This window comes from Streptosporangium heterodermiicola, from assembly GCF_051390675.1.
GTDB lineage: Bacteria > Actinomycetota > Actinomycetes > Streptosporangiales > Streptosporangiaceae > Streptosporangium.
On sequence record NZ_JBPJSR010000002.1, the window covers coordinates 129,685 to 156,660 of the forward strand.

Genomic DNA, 26,976 nt, shown 5'->3' on the forward strand with positions numbered 1-26,976 from the left:
CGAACGTCGAAAGAGAGTGAGACACCATGACCCTGAGTGTCGCCGGATCCCGTCTCGTCGATTCGGCCGGCACCCCGGTACGGCTGCGTGGAGTGGGCCTCGGGGGCTGGCTGAACATGGAGAACTTCATCACCGGCTACCCGGCCAACGAGTCCGCGATGCGCGAGGCCGTCCGGGAGGTGCTGGGCGAGGACCGGGCCGAGCTGTTCTTCGACCGGCTGCTCACCTCGTTCTTCGGCGCCGACGACGCCGCGCTGCTCGCCGGGCTCGGCGTCAACTGTGTCCGCATCCCGATCAACTACCGCCACCTGGAGTCCGACGACCGCCCCTTCGAGATCGTCGAGCACGGCTTCCGCCACCTGGACCGGGTGATCGGCCTGCTCGCCGAGCACGGCATCCGCAGCGTCGTCGACCTGCACGCCCTGCCCGGCGCGCAGAACCAGCACTGGCACTCCGACAACCCCACCCACGTCGCCGCGTTCTGGGAGCACCGGCACTTCCAGGACCGCGCCGTCCACCTGTGGGAGGTGGTGGCCGACCGGTACCGGGACAACCCCTGGGTGGCCGGATACAACCCGATCAACGAACCGGGCGACCGGAGCGGGCGGGTCGTCGGCCCCTTCTACGACCGCCTGGTCAAGGCCGTGCGCGCCGTCGACCCGCACCACGTGCTGTTCCTGGACGGCAATACCTACTCCACCGACTTCTCGATCTTCCGCGAGGTGTACGAGAACACGGTCTTCGTCTGCCACGACTACGCCCTGGCCGGGTTCGCGCACGGCGGCCCCTACCCCGGCCACACCCGCGGCGAGTGGGTGGACCGGACCCGGCTGGAGCTCGCCTTCGAGCGGCGGACCGCCTTCCAGCGCGAGACCGGCACCCCCATCTGGGTCGGCGAGTTCGGGCCCGTCTACACCGGCGACCCGGAGATCGACCGGCAGCGCTACCGGATCCTCGCCGACCAGTTGGAGATCTTCGACTCGTACGGGGCCGGATGGTCGCTGTGGACCTACAAGGACGTCGGGCTGCAGGGCCTGGTCAGCGCGGGCGAGCCGTACATGAGCCGGTTCGGCGACTTCATCGCGAAGAAGGGACGGCTGGGCGCCGACCGGTGGGGCTCGACGATGGAGGAGTCGGCGAGCGACCTGGCCCCGCTGCACCGGCTGATGGAGACCGAGTTCCCGTCCTGGAACCCCTACCCGTGGGGCGCCCGCTACCAGACCGACGACCTGATCCGGCACATCCTCATCGCGCAGGCGCTGCTCCCCGAGTACGCGGAGCTGCTGCGCGGCCGCTCCGACGAGGAGCTGACCGCCCTGGCCGACTCCTTCGCCCTGGCCCGCTGCGTCCGGCGGCAGCCGCTGCTCGACCTGCTCGCGGAGAACCTGCGCGGCGAGGGGGCATGAGGACGCCGCTCGTGAGGAAGCGGCTTGCGAGGACGCCGCTCGTGAGGACGCCGCGACCGGTGGTCCTCGTTCTGCTGTCCCTGGCGTTCTCCCTGGTTGCGGGCACACCGGCGGCGGTACCGGCCGCCGCCGTCACCACCACCGCGGCCGCCACGATCGCCACCTACGACTTCGAGTCCGGGACCCAGGGCTGGGGACCGCGAGGGGGCGGGGTGTCGGTCGCCACGACCCCGGCCCCCGTACACGGCGGCGCCGGGGCCCTGCTCACCACCGGCCGTACCGCGACCTGGCACGGCGCGGCCCTCACCCCGCCGTTCGAGAAGGGCGTCGCCGACGACGCGACCTGGCTGTCGTCCTTCCCGATCACCCGGCTCAACCCGCCGCTGCCGTTCGACGACGAGCTCCAGGCCAAGCCCGCGTACTGGGGCGTCGCCGACCCGGGCAGGCTGCCCCCGGTCAGCCGGAGCCTGAACGCGCCCGCGGGCACGGTCACGGTGGACGGCAAGCGGGACGGGCAGTGGGACCTGCTGCCCGACGCGCCCGTCGCCAGGACCGGCGACCTGTCGGCGGCCTGGCAGGCGCGAACCACCCCCACCGGGCTGTACGTGCTGGCCGAGGTCACCGACCCCACGGACGACAGGACCGACACCGTCACGTTCACCGTGGGCGGCACCCAGTACCGGATCCAGCGGGGCGGCACGCACGCCCACGGCTTCAAGGCGCACGCCAAGCGGACCGCGACCGGCTACCGGGTCGAGGCGCTGCTGCCTTCCGGTACGGCGACCGGCGTCCGGGTCGCCGTGGCCGACGCGGGCCGGAAGGAGACCACCTGGACCGGTGAGCTGGTCCCCGTCCCGGCGATCAGGACGACCTCCGCGCCGAAGGGCGCCCCCGTGGTGGACGGCGTCGCGGACGCCGCCTGGAGCGGGGTCCCCGAGGTCACCACCGGCACCCGGATCCAGGGCACCTCGGGGGCGACCGCCACGGTGCGGGCCATGTGGAAGGCGGGCACCCTGTACGTCCTGGCCCGCGTCACCGACCCGGTCCTCAGCGAGGAGTCGCCGAACGCCTGGGAGCAGGACTCCGTCGAGATCTTCGTGGACCCGGAGAACAACAAGACCAGGGGCTACGACGATGACGACGGCCAGTACCGGATCAGCTTCACCGGTGGGAAGACCGTCGGCGGCACCTTCGACGCCTTCGCCGTCAAGGACAACCTGACCGGCGCGGCCACCCGGGTCGCGGGAGGCTACGTGGTCGAGGCGGCGATCCGGCTGCCCACGGTGACCCTGGCGCGGGGCGCCCTGCTCGGCTTCGACGTCCAGGTCAACGACGCCACGGGCACCGCCCGCACGGCCGCCGCGACCTGGAACGACCCGACCGGGCGGAGCTACGTCGACACGTCGAGGTGGGGGGTGCTCCGCCTCGCCACGTAGGCACGTAAGCACGTAGACACGACCACCAGACCGCCGGGTCCGTCCTCCTCCTGAGACAGGACCCGGCCTCCGGGGGTGCCGGGCCCGGCCTTAGGGGGGTGGGCCCGGCACTTCCCTCCGGAAATCCACGTCCGGAGGGTCACCCGTTCCGGGGAACCGGGGTGGATCCCCGACACGGCGCGCCTACGCCGCCCCGGCCCCTCAGCCGCCGGGGCCTTCGAAGGAAGACCCGGACACGCGGAGCTCGAAGGAAGACCTGGACCGATCAAGGGAGTCTCGTGTACAACAACCCCGTCATCCCCGGTTTCCACCCCGACCCCTCGGTGTGCCGGGTGGGCGCGGACCACTATCTCGTCACCTCGTCCTTCGAGTGGTTCCCCGGGGTCCCGATCTTCCACAGCCGCGACCTCGTGCACTGGCGGCAGCTCGGCCACGTCCTGGACCGGCCGTCCCAGCTCGACCTGGACGGCGTACGGCCGTCCGGCGGCATCTACGCCCCCACCATCCGGCACCACGACGGCGTCTTCTACATGATCACCACGTTGATGGACGAGCCGGGCAACTTCCTGGTCACCGCCACCGACCCGGCCGGGCCGTGGAGCGACCCGGCGTGGTTCCCCGAGACCCGGGGCTTCGACCCCTCGCTGTTCTTCGACGACGACGGCCGCGCCTGGATGACCGGTACCCGGCCGAGGGACGCCGGGCGATACAACGGTGACAGCGAGATCTGGCTGCGCGAGTTCGACCCGGCCACGCTCAAACTGCTCGGCGAGGAGCACGTCATCTGGGAGGCGGCGCAGCGCGGCGGCATCTGGTGCGAGGGCCCGCACGTCTATCGGATCGGCGCCCACTACTACCTGCTCACCTCGGAGGGCGGCACCGCCGAGGACCACGCCGTCATGGTCGCGAGAGCCGAACGGATCACCGGCCCCTACCTGGGCAACCCGCGCAACCCCGTTCTCACCCACCGCCACCTCGGGCTGCGCCACCCCGTCACCAGCGTCGGCCACCCCGACCTGGTCCAGAACGCGGAGGGCGAGTGGTGGTCGGTCCTCCTCGCCACCCGCCCCTATGGCGATCCGCCGGTTCCTCTCGCCTCCGCCGCCTCCGCCGCTCCCGCCGCTCCCGCCGAGGACCGTCCCCACACCGGGTCCGCCGGCTCCCCGGACGGTGACTCCCGCGATGAATCCGCAGGTGACCAGCAGCCCACGACGGCCGCCTTCCGCGCCTCCAAGGGCTACAACCTGGGCCGCGAGACCTTCCTCACCCGCGTCCGCTGGGAGGACGACTGGCCGGTCTTCGACCAGGTGGAACCGTACGCGCAGGCCCCCTCGACCCCCGCGCGCCGCTGGCCCGCCACCCCCGCCTGCGACCACTTCGACGCCCCGCGCCTCGCCCCGGCCTGGAACCACCTGCGCACGCCCCGCGAACCGTACTGGAGCCTGGCCGACAGCCGTCTCACCCTGCGGACGCGACCGCAGACCCTGCGCGAGCGGGCCGCGCCCAGCCTGGTCGCCCGGCGGCAGCGGCACATCGCCTTCGCGGCCCACACGGTGATGGAGTTCCGCCCGGAGGGAAAGGAGTGCGCCGGGCTCGTCCTGTTCCAGAACGACGATTTCCACATCACGCTCGTCCTCACCACGCACGGCCTGGAACTCACCCGCCGCTCCGGCGGCACGGACACCCTCCTGGCCCGCGCGGACGTCGTCCCGTCCGGCCCGCTGTGGCTGGGCGTGGAGGCCCACGGCCAGGACTACCGGGCCCGTTACGCGCCGCGCCCCGGCGAGTGGACCGACCTCGCGGCCCCGGTGGACGGCCGCGTCCTCAGCTCGACCGTCGCCGGAGGCTTCACCGGCGCCATGATCGGCCTCTACGCCTCCTCCAACGGCCACCCGAGCACCAACACGGCGGCCTTCGACTGGTTCGAATACCTGCCACTCCCGGAATGACCGCTGGCATCCAAGCGAACCCGAACGGACGCGGTGCACGTACCGCGATCCTCGGCATCCGCGTCGCCCGCTCCCGGGTCACCGGCGGGAAGGACGAAAGGCTCACCGTGAGAGGCGTGTGCAACCGCTGATTCTCAGCGGTTGCACACCGGTGCCGTCGTGCTTCCGCTCACTCCTTGAGGTTCGCCGCTCTGCGCTCAAGTTTCCTGGCGAACTCCGCCCAGGCGGCGGCGTTCTCCTTGACGGCCTGGCAGACGAGATCCACGCAGTGCTCGGGAACCGCGTCGATCAGCCGTTCCCGATCCGGTGTGAGCGCGGCGTTCACGCTGAGCACGCGCAGGAGAAGCCGGCCGCGCTCTCCTGATCGCAGAGCCGGGTCCTTGACCAGGATGTGCAGTGGTGACGCCCGGCGCCGATCGCGTCCCGGCCCGGGCGGGCGCGCCCCGGACGCGATCTCCGGGAGAGGCGGGAGAGGAACGCCGGAAGGGGCGGGCTGCTTCCGCGGGGTCGCGTCGGGCCGCGCGTCGGCGGATCGCGACGAGTTCGGCAACGGACCTTCCCCCCGCTTGAGACGGTCGCGGACGTCTCGCACCGTGCCCGGTGAGATCCCCGCCTGTTTCGCGATTCTCCTGAGCGAGGCGTGCGGCTCCTTCGCCATCAGCTCAGCGGCGCGGATCCGGCCCGCGGAGCTGTCCAGCGGGCGGACACGGCCGTCCTTCCCCAGCCGCGACGCCGGCTGAGCGCTCCCGCTGAACGCGGAACGACGGATGTTGCTCACCGTCCGGGCGGACAGTCCCGCGACCTTGCCGACCATCCTGTCGGACCAGTGCGGGTGCGAGCGGACGATCCGGTCGGCGGCCGCCGACCGGTCGGCGGCGGACAGCGGCAGGCCGTGCGCGATGTTCTCCCTGACGGCGATCACGAAGGCATCGCTCTCGTCGCCGTCGAAAAACCGCACGCGTATGTTCTTGTCCCCGCGCAGCATCGCCACCCGCAGCCGGTGCATCCCGTCCACGACCCGCATCGTGGGCCGGTGCACGATCACCGGGGGCAGCATGGTCTCCAGGCTGGACAACAGACGTATGTGCTGCAGGTCCTCCCCCATGCTCCGAGGTGTGTCCGCCGAGAGCAGCGAGCGGACGGGGACCGTCTCGGCTTCCGAGAGCCTGGAACGGTAGTCCTCATCCGACGCCTCCTCCGTGGTCTGGCTTACATTCAACGAGGTGGTTGTTCCAGCCCGATCAGCCAATCTGGTTTCCCTCCGACGAAGCCTTCGGCTTCCCGTTCCTGCTCCGGGGCCTGCCCGCACTCCGCCGGCCGCCCCTCCCCGTTCGGCGGGTTTTCCCGCATACCATTTCAGAGCGCACTCTCGGATTTGTCCTACCAGTTGTCTCGATCTTGTTCTGCGTGACCTGTCAGCGCGGAGATCGTGACGACCGGTGTCCACGTTCAAGCTGGGGCTCTGGCAGATCCATCGCCTCCAAAGGAGAACGACGTTGCGATTCCGCGTGCTGGGACCGGTGGAACTGCGGCGCGATGGAAATCCGGTCACCGTCGTCGGTGAGAAACAACGGACACTGCTGGCGATGCTGGTCATCAACGCCGGGAAAACCGTCTCCCACGACCAGCTGCTGACCGCGCTGTGGGGAGCCGACCACCCGGCCTCGGCGCGAAAACGCCTGCACAACTACGTGTGGTCGCTACGCCGCCTGCTGAACGACTCCGACGCCTTGCTGCGTATGCCCACCGGATACCGGCTGCGGATCTCCCCCGGCGAATCGGATCTTGAGGTGTTCCTCACCACGACCTCGCAGGGCCGCGGGCTTCTGGCGGCGGGCGACCTTTTCCAGGCGGCCCAGCGCTTTCATCACGCGCTGGCACTGTGGCGAGGCCCCGCTCTGAGCGGCACCGGCACCGAAGTGCGGGCGAGCGAGGGAATGGCGCTGGATGAGCAACGACTCGCCGTTCTGGTCGAGCGAATCTCGGCCGACCTGGCCTTGGGCCGCCACAACGAGCTGGTCGGCGAGCTACGCCGGCTGGTGGCCGACCACCCCTTGCACGAACCGCTGCACGCACACCTGATGCTCGCCCTGTATCGCACCGGCAGACACTCCGAGACACTGACCGTCTTTCGCGATCTACGCCGGGTGCTCACCACCGAACTGGGCACCGAACCGGGCCCAGACCTTCAGCGGCTACACCAGCGCATCCTGGCGAACGACCCCGACCTCCACCCACCCCCACCCGCAACCACCTCAAAAACCACCACCTCAGGAACCGTCACCTCAGAGGTCACCACCTCAGAAGCCGTCACCTCAAAACCCGCCACCTCGGAAGTCGCCGCTTCAGAGGTCGCCACTTCAAAGGCCGCCGCTTCAGAGGTCACTGCTTCGGAGGTCACCGCTTCGGAGGTCGTCGCTTTGGAGGTCGAGCGGGCAGCACCACCCCTTGGTGCCGGCTCGGCGGTGCCCGCCGATGGTTCGTCGTCCCCTGCCGATGGCCCGTTTCCTGCCTCCGAGGTGGCGGGGTTGTGCCAGCTGCCGCGGACCATCGGTGACTTCACCAGCCGAGACGTCGAGATCGAGCGGCTGGTGCGGGGGGCGGTCGAAGAGGTGGACTCGGCGGTGGTCATCGAGGCGATCGACGGGATGGCCGGTGTGGGCAAGACCGCCCTGGCCGTCCACGTGGCCCACCGGCTGGCCGGTCGTTTCCCCGACGGGCAGCTTTTCGTGGACCTGCACGGCCACACCCCCGGCCGAGAGCCGGTCCCCCCGCTGGAGGCGCTGCGGGCCCTGCTGCGCGCGACAGGCACCGCGCGGGAGAAGATCCCCGACGACGTCGAGGAGGCCGCCGCCTTGTGGCGGTCGGTGGCCGCCTGCCGCCGGATGCTCATCGTGCTGGACAACGCCGCCACCGCCGGCCAGGTGCGGCCGCTGCTGCTGGGCCGGCCGGGCAGCCACATCGTGATCACCAGCAGGCGGCGGCTGGCCGATCTGGACGACGTCACGGTGTTGTCCTTGGACGTGCTGTCGCGCGCCGAGGCCGTCGCCCTGCTCACCCAGATCATCGGCGCCGAGCGCGCCCACCCCGAACGGCGGGCGCTGGATGAGGTCGCCGATCTGTGCGGGTACCTGCCGCTGGCGCTGCGGATCGCCGCCGCCCGGCTGCTGCACCGGCCCGCCTGGACGGTGCGAGACCTGGCCACCCGGCTGGGCGACCAGCGGCGCAGGCTGCGGGAACTTCGTGCCGGTGACCGCGACGTCGCCGCCGCCCTCACCGTCTCCTACCACCAGCTGACCGCCCTGCAGCAGCGGATGTTCCGGCTGCTGGGCCTCGTTCCGGGAGACGACGTCGACGCTCACGCGGCCGCCGCCCTGACCGGCTCCTCCCTTTCGGAGGCCGAGGGCACGCTGGAGGAGTTGCTGGATGCCCACCTGCTCCAGCAGCACACCGCCGGCCGCTACGGCTTTCACGACCTGTTGCGCGACTACGCCCAGCAGACCTGCCAGGCCGACGAGCCCGACGGCGAGCGCCGCGCCGCGCTGGAGCGCTTGTGCGCCCACTATCTGGCCGCCGCGACCCTCGCGGTGCGGGCCCTCGGCCACGGCGTCCACCACCAGCCCTTCTCCGAACCCGTCTCCTCGGTGGAGCCGCCCGCCATCACCACCCGTGACCAGGCGACCGCCTGGCTGGACGCCGAGCGCGGCAACCTCGTGGCGGCGGCCCTCACCGTCCACGACATCTGGGCCGTCGACATGTCCATGACCCTGTGGAAGTACCTCTATTACCATGCTCACTACAGTGAGGCGCTGACTCTTCACCATCACGCCTCCGATACCGCCCAGCTGCTCGGTGACCAGAACGCGCACATCCAGATGCTCATCAATCTGGGCATCACATTCTGGAAGAAGGCACACTACGAGCAATCTCTGCAGCACCACCGGCAAGCGCTCGATCTCGCCCGTCAGATCGGCGATCGCGCCACGCAAAGCCGCGCCCTGATCAATCTCGGCATCACCTGGGCGATGACGGGAGATTACGAGCGGTCGAACGACTGCTTTGAGCGAAGCCTCGTCCTGTCCCGTGAAACGGGAAACCGTCAACGAGAAGGCCGTAATTTGGTGAACCTCGGTACCAACTACGAGCGGATGGGACGCTACCGTCTCGCCCTGCGTTATCAGGAACAGGCTCTGGCCTGCGCGCGCGATAGCGACGACCAGGCGACCGAGGGCCGGGCGCTGGGCAGTCTCGGCTACATCTACAGCCGGTTGGGACGTTACGAACTCGCGGTGGGCCACTCCCGGCTGGCGCTCACCATCGCCCGCCAAACCGGCGATCGCGATTGGGAGGTCGAGGTGCTGAACAACCTCGGAGTCGCCTACACGGGGCTACGCCGCTATCAGGAGGCCCTGCCCTGCTATCAGCAGTCCCTCGCGCTCAGCCGTGAAATAGGGAGCCGCTCCAGCCAGGCCGAGACGTTGAGTGAATTGGGCAATTTCTATCTGCAGCTCGGCCGTTATCCGGAAGCCAGGGATCATCACCAGCAGGCCCTGACCATGGTCGACGAAATGGGCGACCCCTTTCCCAAGGCCGCCGCCCTCAACGGGCTGGGGCAGGCCGCGTGTGCCACGGACGATCCGGCCAAGGCTCTCGACCATCACCGCCAGGCCCTGGCATTGGCCGAGAGCATCGGCCACCTTTACGAGCAGGCCCGTGCTCATCGGGGCATCGGCGATGCCCTGCATCGGACGAGGCACCCCGAAGCCGCCGAGTCGTGGCGGCGGGCACTGAGCATCTTCACCGAGATCGGCGCCCCCGAAAAAGAGAGCGTGGGAGAACACCTCGCGGCCGTGAACGGCATCGACGGCCTTTAGGCACTTCGCGAGCCCTCGATACCCGGCAACACCCAGTAGCGGGACAGCGCATGCGTGAGGCCGCCTCACGTGGCCGGTCGATGGTGGTGAACGAGCGTTGCGGCCAGACTGGCAAAAGACGCGAAAGATGCAAAAGACGCGAAATGGTCAGCCCGTCGCTCGTGACGTCCCCGTGTTCGGTGTCAGGTGTCCTGGTCCTCGCCGAGGACGCGTTTCACCCACTCCAGCGAGCCCGTGCCGAGCGCCTCGTCCGCGAGGCGCCTGGCGGACGGCGTCTTCAGCGCCGCGAGTGAGCTGTCGATCCACGGTTGCATGTTCCGGTAGCCCTGCTCGCGGTACTCGATGGCCTGGATCAGGCACTCCAGCTTGTCCGCGTCGCGGGCGCAGACGGCCTCCAGGCTGGCCTTCTCCTCGTACTCGCCGACCGCGCCGCTCACCATCTCCGCCACCGGCCCGGGAACGCCGCGTACCTGATCGGCGGTGACCTCCTCGTTGGAGGCCGCGGTGAGGTAGCGCCTGGCGAGGTGGTGGATGTCGGTGATCCGGGTCTCCTGGGTGTCGTGGAACAGGCTCATGAACGCCGCCCGCTCCGGATCGCCGCCCTCCAGCGCGGTGATCACACTCGCGATGACCGCCGTACGGAAGGAATGGTCGGCGACGCTCTCGGGATCCCGTACGCCGGCGACCAGCCAGCCTGTCCGCTTGTAGCGCTTGAGCAGGCCGATCTCGTACAGCAGGCCGGTCAGTCTCGACAGCTCCTCCGCCACGGAAGTCCCCTCTCACTCCTGGTGGACCATGCGCAGAGCGTAACGGGGGCGCGGTGACACGGCGTCGCTCCTCCCACGTTGGCGGCGATCGCGCCGAAGGTGCGCTCTCCGGCCTCGACGGTCTCCAGTACGGCCCGGGCATGGGTCGCCGACGGAAACTTTCCGAGCAGGGACGACTCCCCGGCGGAGAGAAGGGGGACAGCGGGCCGGCCCACGGCCTCGCCATCGTCATGACTCATGACACAGGTGACCGCCGGCTCTCGCGGCCGCGCCGGAAATGCTCGGGGCGCCCATGAGCGAGAATTCGGATCGAGCGGGGGAACGCGGTCGGAGAGCCGATTTCGAGGAGGCCATGTGATCATCACGTCGCGGTCGTTCGGGGAGTATCGCGCGATGTTCGCGCTCGACGACGCCGACCTGGACGGTGTCGTCCTCGACTGCGGTGGTGGCGCGTCCGGCTTCGTCGCCGGGGCCGCGAGGGCCGGAGCCGGCGCCCTGGCGGCCGACCCCCTCTACGCGCGCGGTCCCGCCGCGCTCGCCGCTCGCCTGCCCGCCGACAGGGAGCGAGCCGCCGCGCTCATCCACGAGAACGCGGACCGGTTCGTCTGGAGCTGGTACGGCTCGGCGCGGCGGTACGGCGAGATGCGTTCGAGGGCGGGAGCCGAGTTCGTCGCCGACATGGCCCGGCGGCCGGGTTCCTACCTGGCCGCCGGGCTGCCGCACCTCCCGCTGCGGGACGACAGCGTCGACCTGGTGCTGTGCTCACACCTGCTGTTCACCTGGGCCGGCGACGGGGCCGGCGGCCTGGCGTGGCACCGGGAGGCGATCCTGGAGATGAGCCGGGTGTGCCGTGGCGAGGTGAGGATCTTCCCGCTCGTCCACATGGGTTCGGGTGAGCCCGTCGCCTTCCTCGGCACCCTCCGGGCCGACCTCGCGGCCGCCGGCCTGACCACGGAGGTGCGCCGGGTGCCCTACGAGTTCCAGCGTGGCGCCGACCGGCTGCTGGCGGTCAAGAAGGTCGGGAAGGTCAGGGAGGTCGGGAAGGTCAGGGAGGTCGGGAAGGTCAGCGAGATCAGGGAGGTCGGGGAGGTCGGGAAACGGCCGGTGCCGTTCGGCGCCACCTCGGGGTGAGGGGTCGCCCGGCGCCGCCTCGGGGGATCGGGCCGGGCGCGGTCACTTGCCGAAACCGGCCGTCAGGCCGCTGAGCAGCTGGCGGCGGCCGACCACGTACAGCAGCAGGATGGGGAGCGTGGTGAGCACGACCGAGGCGAGCACGGCCGGGACGTTCACGCTGTACTGGCCCTGGAAGGTCCACAGCGCGAGCGGCAGCGTGCGCTTGTCGGGGCTCTGGGTGAGGATGAGCGGCAGCAGGAACCCGTTCCAGATCGTCAGCGCGTTGTAGATCGTCACCGTCACCACGGCCGGCATGGTGAGCGGCAGGGCGAGGCGCCAGAGCGTAGCCAGCTCGCCCGCGCCGTCCAGCCGCATCGACTCGAACAGCTCCTTGGGCACGTCGCGGATGAAGTTGGTCAGGACCAGCACCGACAGCGGGATCGCGAAGGCGATCGACGGGAGGATCAGCCCCGTCAGCGAGTCGTACAGCCGCAGCCGGATGATGATCAGGTAGACGGGGATGATGGTCGCCTGCAGCGGGATGGCCAGGCCCATGAGGAAGAGCGCGTTCACCCCGCGCAGGAAGCGGAAGGCGGTGCTGCCCCGGACGATCGCGTACGCCGCCATGAACGCGACCGCGACCGACGGGACGACCGCGCCGACGGTGACGATGAGGCTGTTGAGGAAGTACAGCGGGAAGTCGGACTCGACGACCAGCCGGTAGTTGTCGAGGGTCGGCGCGGCGGGCGGCGCGAGCGGGTTGGTGGCGTAGTAGCTGCTCTGCGCCTTGAAGCTGGTGATGACGATCCAGTAGATCGGCACGATCACGATCGCCAGCCACAGCCAGCCGACGGTCCCGCCCAGCCAGTTGGGGCGCTCGCCGAGCGAGCGCCGCCCGCCGGGAGTGGGCGGGCGGCGTCGCCGGTGCCCGCGCGGTCCCGACGCGAGCGTCTCGGCCCGCCTGGGTTCCGTCGTCCAGGTCATGCCCATGGTCAGGCCCCTTCCATCTGACTGGCGCCGGCGTCGCGTCCGCCGAGTCTGCGCAGGAGCAACGCCAGGGCGAGGCCGACGAGGACGAGGATGACGGCGATGGCACTGGCCGGTCCCATGAGGTTGGCCTGGAACCCGCGCTTGTACATGTCCAGGGCGAGCACCCGGGTGGCGTCGCCGGGACCGCCCGCGGTGAGCACGAAGATCAGGTCGAAGAAGGTCAGCGACCCGACGACCATCAGGGTGGAGGACGTGATGATCGTGTACTTGAGCTGCGGCAGCGTGATGCTGAAGAACTTGCGGACGCGGCCCGCGCCGTCTATCTCGGCGGCCTCGTACATGGAGTGCGGGATCTGCCGCACGCCGCCCTGGTAGATCAGCGAGTGGAAGGGGACGAACTGCCACGACACCACGAAGATCACGACACTGAAGGCGAGGACGGGCTCGCCGAGCCAGTCCTGCACGAGCAGGTCGATGCCAAGCCCGGCGCCGAGCCCGAAGTTGGGGTCGAGCAACGCCTTGTAGGCGATCGCGATGGCGGCCTGGCTGAGCAGCAGCGGGATGAAGTACAGCACCGCGAGCACCGAGCGGTAGCGCTGCCGCCCGGCCAGGAACACCCCGATCAGGATGCTGACCGGCGTCTGGACCGCCCAGGAGACGACCATCACCAGCAGCGTTATCCACAACGCGTGCAGGAGACCGGGGTCGCCGAGCACGGCCCGCCAGCTGGTGAGCCCGGACATCTGGATGTCGCCGAGCTGGTCCCAGGTCGAGAAGCTGAGGAACAGGACCCCGACCAGCGGGACGACCCCGAAGGCGACGAAGATCACCAGGGCCGGCACGGCCAGCCAGGGCAGAAGGCGGCTGTGAGCCCTCCGCCCGGCGGCCGGCGGCCTCCCTGTCCGGGCGGGGGTGGCGAACGCGCTCAACTGCCGATGACCGCGTTCATGTTGGACACGAACTGCTGCGGCGTGATCGACAGCTGGAACAGCTTGGCGATGTTGTCCAGCAGCACCTCGGCCGCGGTGGGGCTGAGCGCCTGGTCCCAGGACTGGGCGAACGACTTGGCGTTGCTGGCGATGCCGTAGACGAAGTTCAGGAAGTCCGCGTCCTTGGCACTGGCGAACGCGCTGTCGGCGCCGTTGACGATCGGCACCGCGCCGGTGCCCGCCCACTCCTTGACGTCCTCGTCGTTGAGCACGGCGGTCGCGAAGAACTTCTTCGCGATCTCCTTCTGCTCGGGGGTCGCCTTGGAGGAGATCGACAGGTACTGGCCGGGGTTGCCGACGGTGTTGCTGGGGTCGCCCTTGCCGCCCTCGACCGGCGGGAAGTTCATGTAGCCGAGGTGGCCGCCGGAGACGAAGTCGCCGCCGTCGGTCGACATGCTGCCGTACGTCCAGCCGCCGTGCAGCATCATCGCGGCCTTGCCGGTGTACAGCAGGGCCTGGTCGGCGTTGGAGTCGGCGGTGATCGAGGAGAAGCCCTTGATGAACCCGTCCGCCTTGACGAGGTCCTGCAGCTTGGTCAGGGCGTCGAGGGCGGCGGGGTGGGACCAGGCGTCCTTCTTGGCGTCGAACACGGCCTGGAACACCTCGGGGCCGCCGATGCGGTCGAAGAGGAACTCCAGCCACATCATGTTCGTCCAGCGGGACTGGCCGCCGAGGGAGAACGGGGCGATGCCGGCGGCGTTGAACTTGGGGACCAGGGCCATGATGTCGCCCCACGACTCGGGGGGCCGCACGCCGACCTGGTCGAAGATCTTCTTGTTGTAGTACAGGACGATGGGCTGCATGGTCTCGGCCGGCATCGCGTAGATCTTGCCGTCGATCGTGGCCGCCCCGAACGAGGAGGCGAACAGCCGGTCCTTCACCGCCGGGTTCTGCTCGAACCACGAGGTGAGGTCCTCCACCTGGCCGGCCTGCACGTACGTACGCAGGGTCCCGCCGCCCCAGCCCCAGATGACGGTGGGCGCCTGGCCCGCCCCGATCGCCGTCTTGATCTTCGTCTTGTACGCGTCGTTCTGCAGGGCGGTGAACTCGATCTGCCCGTTGGGGTTGGCCTTGTTGAAGCGCTCCACGGCCCTGGTGCGCACGCCCTCCTGGGGCTGGACCGACAGGAACCAGTAGGTGGCCTTGCCGGTGGCGTTCGCGCCACTCGCGCCGCTCGCGCCCCCGCCCGCCGGGGTGGGGCCGGACGTGCCGCAGGCCGCCAGCGCGGCGCTGAGGGGGATGCCCATCGAGAGGGCGAGGAAGGTGCGGCGGGATGGTGTCGTTGACTCCACGCTGATCTCCGTATGTCGAGTGCCGGGGCGGGGCTGGGCGGGACTTCGGGTGAAACATCGGTGGCGGTGGCCGTCGGTCGTGGATCGGCACCTCCGCTGCCAGGCGTCCGTCCCCCCCGAGCCCAGCATGGCGAAACATTTCCGAAACAGGCCGCGTGGCACGTCAATTTAGATTTCTACCAACCACCTGTCAAGGGGTGGGCCACATGTCGGCACGAGCTTGGTATGAGGGGGACTTGAGGTACTCTCATCTGGGACTTTCCTGGTCACCTCGGGTGCGTCAGGATGTGAGCAGAGCTGTCGCGACCCTTCGAAATGTTTCGAAAGGTGGCGAGAGCGGGTTTTCTTGAGGAGAGCACATGACGGCGCTAGATGGGACCTCCGCAGCGGGCCGGACCCTCCGGTCGTGGCAGGACCCGGCACTCCCGGTGGCCGAGCGGGTCGACGCCCTCCTCGCGGAGATGACCCTGGAGGAGAAGATCGGCCAGCTCGGCAGCCGCTGGCCCGGCAACGCCGTGCAGGCCGTGCAGAACGGGGAGCCAGAGGGGACGGCGAACGTCGCCCCGATGCAGGACGTCTTCGCGGCCTCGGGGTCGGTGCCCTTCGAGGAGTCGATCCGCCACGGGCTCGGCCACCTGACGCGGGTGTTCGGCAGCGCCCCGGTGACGGCCGCGGAGGGCGCCGCGGAGGTGGTGCGGCTGCAGACCGAGGTGGTGCGGCGCTCCCGGCTCGGCATCCCGGCGCTGGTCCACGAGGAGTGCCTGACCGGGTTCACCACCTACGGCGCGACCGTCTACCCGGCGGCCATCGCCTGGGGCGCGACGTTCGACCCGGACCTGGTGGAGCGGATGGCCGCCGCCATCGGGCGGGACATGCGCGCGGTGGGCGTCCACCAGGGCCTGTCGCCGGTGCTGGACGTGGTGCGCGACTACCGCTGGGGCCGGGTCGAGGAGACCATGGGGGAGGACCCGTACCTCGTCTCGATGCTGGGCGCCGCCTACGTGCGCGGCCTGGAGGGCGCGGGGGTCATCGCCACGCTCAAGCACTTCGCCGGCTACTCCGCCTCCCGGGCGGCCCGCAACCACGGCCCGGTGCCGATGGGCCGGCGCGAGCTGATGGACATGATCCTGCCAACGTTCGAGACCGCCCTCGTCGAGGGCGGCGCGCGTTCGGTGATGAACTCCTACTCCGACGTGGACGGCGTGCCCGCCGCGGCCGACCCGTGGCTGCTCACCGACCTGCTGCGCGACGAGTGGGGGTTCACCGGGACGGTGGTCTCGGACTACTGGGCGATCCCGTTCCTCGCCACGACGCACCAGGTCGCCGCGGACACCGGCGAGGCCGGGGCGCTGGCGCTGACCGCGGGCGTCGACGTCGAGCTGCCCGACACGCTCGGCTTCGGCCAGCACCTCGCCGGGCGGGTGCGCCGGGGCGAGCTGCCGGAGGCCCTGGTCGACCGGGCCGCCCGGCGCCTGCTCACGCAGAAGGTGCAGCTCGGGCTGCTGGACCCCGATTGGACGCCGGAGGGGTCGGTGGCCGGGGCGGAGGCCGTGGACCTGGACTCACCGGCCAACCGGGCACTGGCCAGGGAGCTCGCCGAGCGGTCGATCGTGCTGCTCGACGCGGGCACCGCGCTGCCGCTGCTCGGCGAGGGACGTCCCGAGGGGCGGCCCGAGCCGCGCAAGGTGGCCGTGGTCGGCCCCTGCGCCGACGACCCGCGCACGTTCATGGGCTGCTACGCCTTCCCCAACCACGTGCTGCCCCGCCACCCGGGGCTCGGGCTCGGCGTGGCCGCGCCCAGCCTGCTCGACGCGCTGCGGGCCGAGCTGCCCGGGGCCGAGCTGGTCCACGAGCCGGGCTGCGAGGTTCGGGGCGAGGACCGCTCCGGCTTCGCCGCCGCGCTGCGGGCGGCCCGCGAGGCCGACGTGTGCGTGGCCGTCGTCGGCGACCTGGCGGGGATGTTCGGGCTGGGCACCTCGGGCGAGGGCTGCGACGCCGAGGACCTGCGGCTGCCCGGCGCGCAGGAGGACCTGCTGATCGAGCTCGCCGCCACCGGCACGCCGGTCGTGGTGGTCGTCGTCTCCGGCCGCCCGTACGCGCTGGGCCGGGTGTCCGGGACGGCCGCCGCGCTCGTCCAGTCGTTCATGCCGGGGGAGGAGGGCGGGGCGGCCGTCGCGGGGGTGCTGTCGGGGCGGGTGCAGCCCGGCGGGAAGCTGCCGGTGCAGATCCCGCGCGGCCCCGGCGGGCAGCCGGGCACCTACCTGCAGCCGCCGCTGGGTTCCAACAGCCACGGCATCAGCAACCTCGACCCGACCCCGCTGTTCCCGTTCGGGCACGGCACCTCGTACACCACCTTCGCGATCGACTCCTTGAGGATCGGCGCCGCCGAGGTGCCCACCGACGGCGAGTTCACCGTGTCGGTACGCGTGCGCAACACCGGGGGCCGGGCGGGCGAGGAGGTCGTCCAGCTCTACCTGCACGACGTGGTCGCCCAGGTGACCCGGCCGGTGCGGCAGCTCACCGGGTTCGCCCGGGTCCGGCTGGAGCCCGGCGCGAGCGCCGTGGCGACCTTCGTCGTGCCCGCCGACCGGACCGCGTTCACCGGGCGTGACCTGCGGCGCGTCGTCGAACCCGGGGACATCGAGGTGTTCGTGGGCGCGTCGGCGTCCGACCTGCCCTGCCGGGGCCGCATACGATTGACCGGCCCGCTGCGTCACGTCGGCGCGGGCCGGCGACTGGTCACCCGCGTGGACGTGGAACCGGCACCGGGCTCGTCCGCCACACAGCAGGGAGTAACAGATGCCGGCCAGTCCTAGACGGGCCACGCTGGCCACGGTCGCGGCCTCGGCGGGCGTGTCGATCGCGACCGTGTCGAAGGTGCTCAACGGCCGGGGCGACGTCTCCCCGGTCACCCGCTCCCTGGTGGAGTCGTTGCTGGAGCAGCACGACTACGTCGCCCCGCCACAGCGCCGCAGGGACGACGCCGTGGTCCCGGCCACGATCGAGGTGGAGCTCGACGCCGACCTCAACCCGTACTCGACCGAGATCGTCCAGGGCGCGGTGCGGGCCGGGGCCGAGGTCGACGCGGCGATCGTGGTGAGCATCCGGACGAGCGACGACCGCGGCGCGGCCTGGGCCCGCGGCCTGGCCACCGCCGGGCGGCGGGCGGTGATCGCGATCACCAGCGACCTGACCGCCGGGCAGCTCGCGGCCCTGTCCCGGGCGCGCCTGCCCCTGGTCGTGATCGACCCGCTGAACCTGCCGCAGACCAGGGGGGTCACCAGCGTCGGCTCGACGAACTTCGCCGGGGGCCTGGCCGCGACGCAGCACCTGCTCGCGCTCGGGCACCGGCGCATCGCCTATCTCGGCGGACCGGCCACCGCCGCCTGCAACCAGGCCCGGCTGCACGGCTACCGCGCCGCCATGGAGGCCGCGGGCGCTCCGGTCCTCCCCGGCCACGTGCGGGAGGGGCACTTCCAGTACCAGGAGGGGGTGACGGGCGGCGCGGCGCTGTTCGGCCTGCCCGAGCCCCCCACGGCCGTCTTCACCGGCTGCGACGACATCGCGCTCGGCGTGCTGGAGGCGGCCAGGGCGCGGGGGCTGCGCGTGCCCGAGGACCTCAGCATCGTCGGCTTCGACGACACCCAGGTCGCCCGGATGGCCTCACCCCCGCTGACGACCGTGCGCCAGCCGCTGCGGGAGATGGGCGGCGTCGCGGTGCGCACGGCCCTGCGCCTCGCGGCGGGCGAGCGCGTCGACTCCCATCACGTCGAGCTCGCCACCGAGCTGGTGGTACGCGGCTCCACCGCCCCGCCCGGCGGCTCCGGCGGCCCCGGCCGCTACTGACCGCCGGCCGCGAGGGCCGGGAACGGGCCCCGCTCGCGCGGGTACGGGTAGTCCGGTGAGCGTTGCTGGAAGGACAGGATGGCGGGGTCCGGGACCACGCCGTCGCGGATCTCGACGGCCCGCCGGATGGTGTCGTCCGCGTCCCACGCCGCGGGGCCGTCGAGCACCGTCCGCAGGTGGGGCGGCAGGGCCTCGCTGATCTCCCAGGTGGCCGAGTCCCACAGGTACGACGGGCTGTGGTCGACACCGTGGTAGCGGACGTTGTCGCCCACCTCGGACATCGGGTCCGTGAACGTCGTGGGCCGTGCCCAGCCGAAGCCCATCCCCTCGTCGCAGGACACGTCGACGACGAGGGTGCCGGGCGCGAAGGCGGCCAGGTCGTCCTCGTCGGCGAACATCAGCGGGGCGTCGGTGTCCTGCAGCACGCAGTTGACGACGATGTCGTGGTCGGCGATGAAGCCCGCCAGCGGCAGCCGCCCGCTCTCGGTGAGCGCGTAGCTGCGGTTGGGGTCGTCGGCCTCGTGCTCGAAACGCACGATGCGCGCCGAGTGGATCGGCGAGGCGACCGCGGTGACGTCACGGAAGGTGAGGAGGTCGATGTCGTTCACGCCGTGCGCGTTGAGCGCCGTCACCGCGCCGCGTCCCGTCGCCCCGAAGCCGATGGCGACCGCCCGCGGCCTCCGGCCGTAGACGCCCGTCGGCCCGATGAGCTCCAGGGCGCGCAGGACCGAGGAGTAGCCCGCCAGCTCGTTGTTCTTGTGGAAGACGTGCAGGTTGAACGCGCCCTCGCGGGTCCAGTGGTTCATCGCCTCGAAGGCGATCAGCGTGAGCCGCCGGTCGATCGCGAGCTGCGTCGTCCTCTCGTCCTGGACGCAGTGCGGCCAGCCCCAGACGATCTGCCCCTCGCGCATCCCTTCGAGGTCCTCGGCCAGCGGCTTGGGGAGCAGGACGACGTCGCACTCCGCGACGAGCCTCTCCCGGGGGAGCAGCCCGGCGACGTACGGTGTCAGCTGCTCGTCGGGGACGCCGAAGCGCTCCCCGTAGCCGCTTTCGAGGTAAACGCGCCCTCGGAGGTCGGGGGAGAACCGCTCCAGGTGCAGCGGGTGGATCGCCAGCCGGTGCTCGTTCTCCTTGCGTGATCGTGACACGACGCCGAGGCTGAGCTGATCCACCGGGGGCTCCTATGATTGACCCCCCGTCTAGCACAGGCCCCATTTCGAACAGGCACTTCACGACCCGCGGGGCGATCCACGCCGCCTTCCGGACCTCTGTCCGCCTCCAGGCACCTCACGACCCGCGGGGCGATCCCCACGCCGCCTTCAGGACCTCCGTACGCCTCAGCTTCCCGAGGGGCTTGGAGCGGGGACCTCCTGGGCGCTGTGGAACATGTTCAGGTGCTTCCGTACGACGCGCTCGGCGGTGAGGGCGAGACTCCTCACCTGGGGGGTGGCGGAGTCGCTCTCCACCTGGCGCTTTATGAGGACGAGAGCCTGGCGGTGGTTGTCGATCTCCATGCTGATCCAGGCCCGGTCGAACTCGGCCCCGCGCAGCGCCATCACCGCCCCTAGCTGCTCGCGCTGCGCCGCGCTGGGTTCGTCGGGAAGTTTGACGCCCAGCTCACCGGCCACCCGCCGGATGACCTTGTCGAGTCTCGTGTGGTCGGCGATGAGCTGCTCTCCCAGCTCGCGGATGGCCCGGCCGACCTTCCTTCCCCCGTCGTCGCCGACCCTCTCCCTGACGGCCAGGCCCGCCTCGATCTCGGACAGGCTGCCCTGGTGCGCCTGGATGAGGAAATCCCTGTCCTGCGAGCTGAGAGGCAGGGGGGTGGGGAGGGCGGTGGCACCGGCCGTACCGGCCATCGCGGCCACGACGACGGCCAGCAGGATGATCATCATTCGAACCATCGGATCCTCCGTTGATCGATCCACGGTCGGGGCTCGCACCCTCCTCCCTCTCATCTATGCACATATAGGTCGATATGGCGTGATAAGTGGTAAATCCTCATAAAAGGACGCATTTGGCCCCGTTGGAGGAGGGGCCGGCCGGGCTTCCCGGTACCTCGTACCCCGTGGCCCTTCGGCCGAGGGGGCGGCGTACGTCGTGGTTCCTCAGCTGAGGACGGCGTCCAGCAGGAGGGAGCCCGCGCCGAGGAGGGCGGCGTCGGGGCCGCCCCGGGTGACGGCGATCTCCAGGTCGCGGGTGGCCAGGGGCAGGCAGCGCTCGTAGACGGCGGCGCGGATGGCGGAGATCAGCGGCTCGGCGGTGGAGAGGCTGCCGCCGACGACGATGGCGTCGGGGTTGAGGAAGTTGACCAGGACGGTGAGCACCTCGCCGATGAGGCGGCCCGCGTTCCTGACCAGGGCGGTGGCCTCGGGCACGCCGTCCTCGACCAGCGCGACGACGTCGGCGGGGCGCCGCGTCGCGATGCCGAGCCCGGACAGGGCGTCCATGAGCGCGGCGCCGCTCGCGTAGGCCTCCAGGCAGTCGGGGTGGCCGCACGAGCACATGGTGGAGGAGTCGGTCCTGACCCGGACGTGGCTGATGTCGCCGGCCGCGCCCCTGCCCCGGTGCAGGCGGCCGTCGACGATCACGCCGCACCCTATGCCGCTGCCGGCCTTGAGCACCATGAGGTTGTCGAACCCCGGCCACGAGCGGGCCTCGCCGACGGCGAGGAGGTTGGCGTCGTTCTCGACGAGCACCGGCAGGTCGTAGTGCGCGTCGAGATGGTCGGCGACGGGGAAGTTGTTCCAGCCGGGCATGCGCGAGGGGGACACCACCCGGCCGCTGCCCGGGTCGACGGGGCCGGGGATGCCGGTGCCGACGCCGCGCAGCGGGACACCGGCCGGGCCGTGGGCCAGCAGCAGCTCGTCGAACGCGGAGGCCATCCAGTCGAGGGTCGCCTCGGGGCCGAGCGCTATGTCGCAGGCGCGCTCCTCGACGACGAGGGGGACGCCGCTGAGGTCGAGCAGGCCGAGGCGGGCGTGGTGCGCCCCCAGGTCGGCCACCGCGAGCAGGCCGGCGGTCGGGCTCACCCGCAGCTTCCTGGGCCGCCGCCCGCCGCTGGAGGTCCCCGAGCCCTCCTCGACGAGGAGCCCGGTGCCGATCAGCTCCTCGACGCGCAGGGAGACGCTCGACGCCGCCAGGCCGGAGACGCGGGCCAGCTGGGCGCGCGACTCGGCATGACCGGTGGCGACGAGACGCAGAAGGTCCCCCTGTGCGCCGCGCACCAGCAGCCGCTCTTTGCCTGACATGAACTAGAGGAATACCACGTCTGTACTTACTACGGCAACGTGTTGACTTGCGTGAGAATCATCCGTTACCTTCCGCTTTATCTTCGATTTCGAAGGAAGATGGCAATGATTCAGGTCAAAGGGTTGAACAAGTGGTTCGGCGATCACCACGTGTTGCGCGACATCGACCTTGATGTGGCGCGGGGCGAGGTCGTCGTGGTGGTGGGCCCCTCGGGATCCGGCAAATCCACGCTGTGCCGCTGCCTCAACCGGCTGGAGACGGCCGGGTCCGGGGACATCCTCGTCGACGGCGTACCCGCCCCGGTGGAGGGCCGAGAGCTGGCCCGGCTCCGGGCCGACGTCGGCATGGTGTTCCAGTCGTTCAACCTGTTCCAGCACAAGACCGTGCTGGAGAACATCGTGCTCGCGCCGACGAAGGTCCGCGGTGACAGCCGAGCCGAGGCCGAGGCGTCGGCGCGGAGACTGCTGGAGCGCGTCGGCATCGCCGAGCAGGCGGGGAAACTGCCCGCCCAGCTGTCCGGCGGGCAGCAGCAGCGGGCCGCCATCGCCCGCGCGCTCGCCATGCGGCCCAAGGTGATGCTCTTCGACGAGCCCACCTCGGCGCTCGACCCGGAGATGGTCGGCGAGGTGCTGGACGTGATGGTCCGGCTCGCCGCCGACGGCATGACCATGGTCGTCGTCACCCACGAGATGGGCTTCGCCCGCAGGGCCGCCGACCGCGTGGTCTTCATGGACGAGGGCCGGATCGTCGAGACGGGCGAGCCCGGCGCCTTCTTCGAGGCTCCCAGGACAGACAGGGCCAGGGACTTCCTGGCCAAGGTTCTCACTCACTGATCTCACTCACCGATCGAAAACGATCCAGAAGTTCCAGAAGGATGGTGGGCCCGATGGTGTCCATGAAGCGGCTGGCCGCTGTCGCCGCTGTGTCCGTGCTCGGCCTCTCGGCCTGTGCCGGTACGGATTCGGCGAGCCCGGCCGTACCGGGCGAGGCCAACAAGGGGAGCGACCTGATCGCCTCGGCGCCGGTCGCGGCCGCCGCGGACATCCTGCCCGGCTCCACGATGGAGAAGATCAAGCAGCGCGGCGAGCTGATCGTCGGCGGGTCGCTCGACGCGCCGCTGCTGTCGCAGCAGAACCCGACGACCGGCGAGATCGAGGGGTTCGACGCGGACATGGGCAAGGCGCTCGCCAAGTTCATCATCGGCGAGCCCAAGGTGAAGATCGTCAACTCGGCCTCGGAGACCCGCGAGGCGCTGCTCTCCAACGGCACCGTGGACGTCGTCTTCCAGACCTACACGATCACCCCGGAGCGGGCCGAGCAGGTCGCCTTCGCCGGCCCCTACTACTCCTCGGGGCTGAGCCTCGCGGTCAGGAAGGGCACCACGGGCATCACCAGGCCCGAGGACCTGAACGGCAAGACCGTGATCGCCGGAGCCAACACCCCGGCCATCCCGGCGATCAAGAAGCTCGCCCCGCAGGCCAAGATCGTGACGTTCGGCAGCGACCCCGAGTGCATGCAGGCCCTCAAGCAGGAACGCGGCGACGCCTACGTCCAGGACGAGACGCTCCTGGTCGCCAACGCGCAGAAGGACACCTCGGTCGAGGTCGTCGGTAGCCCGTTCACCGAGGACCCGTACGGCATCGGCCTCAAGCACGGCGACGACCAGTTCAAGAAGTTCGTCAACGACTGGCTGAAGAAGATCCAGGCCGACGGCCTCTGGCAGAAGACCTGGAAGAACTCCCTCGGCACGGTCGTGCAGGGTGAGGCCCCCACCCCGCCGCAGATCGGATCGGTGCCGGGGTCCTGATGTCCGCCCTCCTGGACCACCTGCCCGAGTTCTGGCAGGGACTGGTCGTCACCCTCCAGCTGACCGCGGCGTCCTTCGCCGGCGCCGCGGTCGCGGGGCTCGTGATCACCGCGATGCGGGTGAGCCCGGTCGGCGTCCTGCGCGGGATCGGCACGGCCTACGTGGAGACCTTCCAGAACCTGCCGCTGCTGGTACTGCTGGTGCTCGCCGTCTTCGGCCTGCCCGAGATCGGGCTCAAGGCCGACCTGCTGGTGACGGCCGTGATCGTCATCGCGCTCTACGAGGCCGCCTACATCGCCGAGGCCCTGCGCTCCGGCGTCAACGCGGTCTCCGCCGGGCAGGGCGAGGCGGCCCGCGCGCTCGGGCTCACCTTCGGCCAGTCGCTGCGCCACGTGGTCCTGCCACAGGCGCTGCGCACGGTGATCCAGCCGGTCGGCAACATCTTCATCGCGCTGACGATGAACACCTCGCTCGCCGCCGCGGTCGGCGTGGTCGACCTGACCGCCGCGGCCAACCGGGTGAACCTCGCGGAGGCGCAGCCCATCCCGATCTTCGTCGGGGCGGGCCTGGCCTACGCGCTGATCGCCGCATGCGCCGGGTTCGTCACCGGGCGGCTCGAACGACGGCTGGTGGTGCTCCGGTGAGCGATCTGCTTTTCGACACAGGTGTCCCGGTCTCGACCGGAACGGCGGTGGCCCGGTGAGCAACCTGCTCTTCGACCAGCCGGGGCCGCGTGCCCGCCGCAGGATAAGGATCGCGACCGCGGTGGGGGCGGTCGCGGTCCTGCTCCTGCTGGCGCTCGCGGTCCGCCAGTTCGCCGCCAACGGCCAGCTCGACGCCGACCGCTGGTCGCCGTACGCCACCTGGCCGATGTGGCGCTACCTGCTGAACGGCCTGTGGGCCACCGCGCTCGCCGCCGTCGTCTCGGCCGCGCTCGCGATGGCCGCCGGGCTCGCCCTCGCCCTCGGGCGGCTCTCGCGGCACAGGTGGGTACGCGTGCCCGCCGCCACGTACGTGGAGGTCGTGCGGACCGTCCCGGCGCTGCTGCTGGTCTACGTCGTGCTGTTCGCGCTGCCCCGCTACGGGCTCGACCTGCCGCTGTTCTGGAAACTCGTGGTGCCGCTGGCGATCTCGAACGCCGCGGCGTTCGCGGAGATCTTCCGCGCCGGGGTCCTGTCCGTGGAGCGCGGCCAGGGCGAGGCCGGTCTCGCGGTCGGGCTCACCCAGGGCCAGACCATGCGCCTGATCGTGCTGCCGCAGGCGGCCAGGCGGGTGCTGCCCTCGATCGTGAGCCAGTCGGTGGGCCTGCTGAAGGACACCTCGCTGGGCTTCGTGGTCAGCTACGCCGAGCTGCTCTACAGCGGCAAGGTCCTGGCGACCTTCAACGGCCTGCTCATCCAGACCTACATCGTCGTCGCGCTGATCTACCTGGTGGTCAACGCGTCGCTGTCCAAGCTCGCCCGTACCCTCGACGCCCGCGACACCCCGGGGGCCCGCCGGATCAGAAGGAGACCCGCCCGTGCCTGAACTCGTCCCGCTCGCCGAGGTGGTGCGCTCCGGATTCGTGGAGAGCGTGCACTTCGGCAGCGCCGTCGCCCTCGCGCCCGACGGCACCGTCGCCGTCGCCAGGGGAGCGGTCGGCGCGCCGGTGCTGCCGCGCTCCTCGGCCAAGCCGTTCCAGGCGCTGGCCTGCCTGCTGTCCGGGGCGGCCCTGAGCGGCCCCGGCCTGGCCATCGCCGCGGGCAGCCACACCGGCCAGGACTTCCACGTGCGGCTCGTCGCCGACATCCTCGCCGGGGCCGGGCTCGGCTTCGAGGCCCTCGGCTGCCCCGCGGACTGGCCGGAGGACGAGGCCACCCGGCACATGCTGATCCGGGCGGGCCTGACGGCCTCGCGCGAGCGGATGAACTGCTCGGGCAAGCACGCCGCGATGCTCGCCGCGTCCGTCACCTCCGGCTGGGAGACCGCCTCCTACCTGGACGCCGGCCACCCCCTGCAGCGGCGGGTGCGCGCCGTGACCGAGGAGCTGTCGGGGGAGCGCGCGGCCCACGTCGCCGTCGACGGGTGCGGCGCCCCGCTGTTCGGGCTGTCGCTGACCGGGCTGGCGCGGGCCGTACGGGCCCTGGTCGTCGCCGAGCCGGGAACCCCGCCGCGCGCGGTCGCCGACGCGATGCGCGAGCACCCCGAGTACGTCGGCGGGACCGGGCACGTGAACACCTCGCTGATGCGGGCGCTGCCGGGGGCGGTGGCCAAGGGCGGGGCCGAGGGGGTCCTCGTCGTCGCGCTCGCCACCGGGCACGCGGCGGCCGTCAAGGTCATCGACGGGAGCCCGCGGGCCACGAGCGCGATCGCGCTCGCCGCGCTCAGGGCGGCCGGCGGGGACGTCACGGGCGCGGCGGGCTTCGCGACCGTTCCGGTACTGGGCGGGGGCCGACCAGTCGGTGAAATTCATGCTTTGGAGGAAAAATGAGTCTTAGATATGAGATCTGCATTGACAGCACCGCGGGCGCGCTCGCGGCCGAGCAGGCCGGGGCGCACCGCGTCGAGCTGTGCTCGGCGCTCTTCGAGGGGGGCCTGACCCCGACCCTCGGCACCGTCGAGGCGACCCTCGCGGCGGTCTCGGCGATCCGGGTCCACGCGATCATCCGCCCCCGGGGCGGCGACTTCATCTACGACGAGCACGAGGTCGCGGCCATGGAGCTCGACGTGGCCACGATCAGGGACGCGGGCGCGCAGGGCGTGGTGATCGGGGTGCTGACGCCGTCGGGCGAGGTGGACGTCGAGGTGGCCAAGCGCCTCATCGGCGCTGCCGGGGGCCTCTCGGTCACCTTCCACCGGGCCTTCGACATGACCGCCGACCCGTTCGCCGCCCTGGACACCCTCGCCTCCCTGGGGGTCGACCGGGTCCTCACCTCCGGCCAGGACGTCACCGCGCTGGAGGGCGCGCCGCTGATCGCCTCCCTGGTCGAGCGGGCGGGCGACGACCTGATCGTCATGCCCGGCGGCGGCATCACACCCCGCAACGTGCACCGCGTGGTCGAGGCGACCGGAGCCTCCGAGATCCACTTCGCCGCCCTGGTCGACGCGCCCAGCCCCGCCGTGCACCGCAACCCCCACCCGTTCATGGGCGGCGAGCTGCGCCGGCCCGAGTACAGCCGCCTGGTCACCTCCCCGCGCCTGGTCTCCGAGGTGATCGCCGCCTCGGGCGCCTGAGCCCCCGGAGTCATTTCCGTCGCGTACGTGCGCAGGGGCCAC

21 protein-coding genes are annotated in these 26,976 nt (G+C 71.1%); 13 read left to right on the plus strand and 8 right to left on the minus strand.

Features of this window, described 5'->3' with window-relative positions:
- Nucleotides 1-26: 26 nt before the first annotated feature.
- The 3 genes from ACSC1Q_RS04400 to ACSC1Q_RS04410 all read left to right on the plus strand — a co-directional run bounded on the left by ACSC1Q_RS04400 (nucleotide 27) and on the right by ACSC1Q_RS04410 (nucleotide 4,791).
- Nucleotides 27-1,406, plus strand: coding sequence for a glycoside hydrolase family 5 protein (locus ACSC1Q_RS04400; protein WP_436757347.1), 1,380 nt, complete (start codon nucleotides 27-29; stop codon nucleotides 1,404-1,406).
- Between the two features lie 41 nt (nucleotides 1,407-1,447).
- Entirely contained in the window at nucleotides 1,448-2,842 is a 1,395-nt protein-coding gene (locus ACSC1Q_RS04405) for a sugar-binding protein (RefSeq protein WP_436757348.1), read from the plus strand.
- Between the two features lie 278 nt (nucleotides 2,843-3,120).
- A complete protein-coding gene (locus tag ACSC1Q_RS04410) occupies nucleotides 3,121-4,791 on the plus strand; it encodes a glycoside hydrolase family 43 protein (RefSeq protein WP_436757349.1) in 1,671 nt (556 codons plus the stop codon).
- A 169-nt stretch (nucleotides 4,792-4,960) separates the two neighbouring features.
- Here ACSC1Q_RS04410 and ACSC1Q_RS04415 read toward each other — a convergent pair whose 3' ends face one another.
- Complete coding sequence (locus ACSC1Q_RS04415) at nucleotides 4,961-6,010, minus strand: ParB N-terminal domain-containing protein (RefSeq protein WP_436757350.1); 1,050 nt, start codon at nucleotides 6,008-6,010, stop codon at nucleotides 4,961-4,963.
- A 220-nt stretch (nucleotides 6,011-6,230) separates the two neighbouring features.
- On the opposite strand from ACSC1Q_RS04415, the gene ACSC1Q_RS04420 reads away from it, so the two are divergent.
- Entirely contained in the window at nucleotides 6,231-9,665 is a 3,435-nt protein-coding gene (locus ACSC1Q_RS04420; RefSeq protein WP_436757351.1) for an AfsR/SARP family transcriptional regulator, read from the plus strand.
- Between the two features lie 182 nt (nucleotides 9,666-9,847).
- On the opposite strand, the gene ACSC1Q_RS04425 is transcribed toward ACSC1Q_RS04420, so the two are convergent.
- A complete protein-coding gene (locus tag ACSC1Q_RS04425; protein WP_436757352.1) occupies nucleotides 9,848-10,432 on the minus strand; it encodes an HD domain-containing protein in 585 nt (194 codons plus the stop codon).
- A 354-nt stretch (nucleotides 10,433-10,786) separates the two neighbouring features.
- Here ACSC1Q_RS04425 and ACSC1Q_RS04430 point away from each other — a divergent pair, with 354 nt between their 5' ends.
- Nucleotides 10,787-11,563: a methyltransferase gene (locus ACSC1Q_RS04430; protein ID WP_436757353.1), complete on the plus strand. Its 777-nt coding sequence runs from the start codon at nucleotides 10,787-10,789 to the stop codon at nucleotides 11,561-11,563.
- Between the two features lie 42 nt (nucleotides 11,564-11,605).
- Here ACSC1Q_RS04430 and ACSC1Q_RS04435 read toward each other — a convergent pair whose 3' ends face one another.
- From ACSC1Q_RS04435 to ACSC1Q_RS04445, 3 genes are all read right to left on the minus strand, one after another.
- Nucleotides 11,606-12,535, minus strand: coding sequence for a carbohydrate ABC transporter permease (locus tag ACSC1Q_RS04435; protein ID WP_436757354.1), 930 nt, complete (start codon nucleotides 12,533-12,535; stop codon nucleotides 11,606-11,608).
- Nucleotides 12,536-12,537: 2 nt separating this feature from the next.
- Nucleotides 12,538-13,377: a carbohydrate ABC transporter permease gene (locus tag ACSC1Q_RS04440; RefSeq protein ID WP_436757355.1), complete on the minus strand. Its 840-nt coding sequence runs from the start codon at nucleotides 13,375-13,377 to the stop codon at nucleotides 12,538-12,540.
- Between the two features lie 83 nt (nucleotides 13,378-13,460).
- The gene (locus tag ACSC1Q_RS04445) at nucleotides 13,461-14,816 is read right to left on the minus strand and encodes an extracellular solute-binding protein (protein WP_436757356.1); all 1,356 of its coding nucleotides are present in this window, start codon (nucleotides 14,814-14,816) and stop codon (nucleotides 13,461-13,463) included.
- 359 nt (nucleotides 14,817-15,175) lie between these two features.
- On the opposite strand from ACSC1Q_RS04445, the gene ACSC1Q_RS04450 reads away from it, so the two are divergent.
- Nucleotides 15,176-17,632 carry a glycoside hydrolase family 3 N-terminal domain-containing protein gene (locus tag ACSC1Q_RS04450; protein WP_436757357.1) on the plus strand — a complete coding sequence of 819 codons (2,457 nt, stop codon included), beginning with the start codon at nucleotides 15,176-15,178 and terminating at the stop codon, nucleotides 17,630-17,632.
- The gene (locus tag ACSC1Q_RS04455) at nucleotides 17,616-18,662 is read left to right on the plus strand and encodes a LacI family DNA-binding transcriptional regulator (protein ID WP_436757358.1); all 1,047 of its coding nucleotides are present in this window, start codon (nucleotides 17,616-17,618) and stop codon (nucleotides 18,660-18,662) included. Before ACSC1Q_RS04450 ends, ACSC1Q_RS04455 begins: the two co-directional genes overlap by 17 nt.
- Here ACSC1Q_RS04455 and ACSC1Q_RS04460 read toward each other — a convergent pair.
- The 3 genes from ACSC1Q_RS04460 to ACSC1Q_RS04470 all read right to left on the minus strand — a co-directional run bounded on the left by ACSC1Q_RS04460 (nucleotide 18,656) and on the right by ACSC1Q_RS04470 (nucleotide 21,913).
- On the minus strand, nucleotides 18,656-19,834 hold the full coding sequence (locus tag ACSC1Q_RS04460) for a N(5)-(carboxyethyl)ornithine synthase (protein WP_436757359.1): 1,179 nt from the start codon (nucleotides 19,832-19,834) through the stop codon (nucleotides 18,656-18,658). The two genes, ACSC1Q_RS04455 and ACSC1Q_RS04460, sit on opposite strands and share 7 nt — an antisense overlap.
- Before the next feature lie 165 nt (nucleotides 19,835-19,999).
- Entirely contained in the window at nucleotides 20,000-20,566 is a 567-nt protein-coding gene (locus ACSC1Q_RS04465; protein ID WP_436757360.1) for a DUF4142 domain-containing protein, read from the minus strand.
- Nucleotides 20,567-20,770: 204 nt separating this feature from the next.
- A complete protein-coding gene (locus tag ACSC1Q_RS04470) occupies nucleotides 20,771-21,913 on the minus strand; it encodes an ROK family protein (RefSeq protein WP_436757361.1) in 1,143 nt (380 codons plus the stop codon).
- A 105-nt stretch (nucleotides 21,914-22,018) separates the two neighbouring features.
- Here ACSC1Q_RS04470 and ACSC1Q_RS04475 point away from each other — a divergent pair, with 105 nt between their 5' ends.
- The 6 genes from ACSC1Q_RS04475 to ACSC1Q_RS04500 are packed head-to-tail and all read left to right on the plus strand — an operon-like array spanning nucleotide 22,019 to nucleotide 26,934.
- Nucleotides 22,019-22,747: an amino acid ABC transporter ATP-binding protein gene (locus tag ACSC1Q_RS04475; protein ID WP_436757362.1), complete on the plus strand. Its 729-nt coding sequence runs from the start codon at nucleotides 22,019-22,021 to the stop codon at nucleotides 22,745-22,747.
- Between the two features lie 53 nt (nucleotides 22,748-22,800).
- Complete coding sequence (locus ACSC1Q_RS04480; RefSeq protein ID WP_436757363.1) at nucleotides 22,801-23,721, plus strand: glutamate ABC transporter substrate-binding protein; 921 nt, start codon at nucleotides 22,801-22,803, stop codon at nucleotides 23,719-23,721.
- Nucleotides 23,721-24,365 carry an amino acid ABC transporter permease gene (locus ACSC1Q_RS04485; protein ID WP_436757364.1) on the plus strand — a complete coding sequence of 215 codons (645 nt, stop codon included), beginning with the start codon at nucleotides 23,721-23,723 and terminating at the stop codon, nucleotides 24,363-24,365. The genes ACSC1Q_RS04480 and ACSC1Q_RS04485 overlap by 1 nt, the downstream gene beginning before the upstream one ends.
- Before the next feature lie 55 nt (nucleotides 24,366-24,420).
- Nucleotides 24,421-25,248, plus strand: a complete 828-nt coding sequence (locus tag ACSC1Q_RS04490) for an amino acid ABC transporter permease (protein ID WP_436757365.1) — start codon at nucleotides 24,421-24,423, stop codon at nucleotides 25,246-25,248.
- A complete protein-coding gene (locus tag ACSC1Q_RS04495; protein WP_436757366.1) occupies nucleotides 25,241-26,191 on the plus strand; it encodes an asparaginase in 951 nt (316 codons plus the stop codon). Before ACSC1Q_RS04490 ends, ACSC1Q_RS04495 begins: the two co-directional genes overlap by 8 nt.
- A complete protein-coding gene (locus ACSC1Q_RS04500) occupies nucleotides 26,188-26,934 on the plus strand; it encodes a copper homeostasis protein CutC (RefSeq protein WP_436757367.1) in 747 nt (248 codons plus the stop codon). Before ACSC1Q_RS04495 ends, ACSC1Q_RS04500 begins: the two co-directional genes overlap by 4 nt.
- Nucleotides 26,935-26,976: the final 42 nt, after the last annotated feature.

What these genes read in the sequence shown, in the direction of transcription:
- ACSC1Q_RS04450 (WP_436757357.1), top strand. Translation starts at nt 15,176, where the DNA reads ATGACGGCGCTAGATGGGACCTCCGCAGCGGGCCGGACCCTCCGGTCG.
- ACSC1Q_RS04470 (WP_436757361.1), bottom strand. Translation starts at nt 21,913, where the DNA reads ATGTCAGGCAAAGAGCGGCTGCTGGTGCGCGGCGCACAGGGGGACCTT.
- ACSC1Q_RS04435 (WP_436757354.1), bottom strand. Translation starts at nt 12,535, where the DNA reads ATGGGCATGACCTGGACGACGGAACCCAGGCGGGCCGAGACGCTCGCG.
- ACSC1Q_RS04485 (WP_436757364.1), top strand. Translation starts at nt 23,721, where the DNA reads ATGTCCGCCCTCCTGGACCACCTGCCCGAGTTCTGGCAGGGACTGGTC.
- ACSC1Q_RS04475 (WP_436757362.1), top strand. Translation starts at nt 22,019, where the DNA reads ATGATTCAGGTCAAAGGGTTGAACAAGTGGTTCGGCGATCACCACGTG.
- ACSC1Q_RS04500 (WP_436757367.1), top strand. Translation starts at nt 26,188, where the DNA reads ATGAGTCTTAGATATGAGATCTGCATTGACAGCACCGCGGGCGCGCTC.
- ACSC1Q_RS04455 (WP_436757358.1), top strand. Translation starts at nt 17,616, where the DNA reads ATGCCGGCCAGTCCTAGACGGGCCACGCTGGCCACGGTCGCGGCCTCG.
- ACSC1Q_RS04400 (WP_436757347.1), top strand. Translation starts at nt 27, where the DNA reads ATGACCCTGAGTGTCGCCGGATCCCGTCTCGTCGATTCGGCCGGCACC.
- ACSC1Q_RS04480 (WP_436757363.1), top strand. Translation starts at nt 22,801, where the DNA reads ATGGTGTCCATGAAGCGGCTGGCCGCTGTCGCCGCTGTGTCCGTGCTC.
- ACSC1Q_RS04465 (WP_436757360.1), bottom strand. Translation starts at nt 20,566, where the DNA reads ATGGTTCGAATGATGATCATCCTGCTGGCCGTCGTCGTGGCCGCGATG.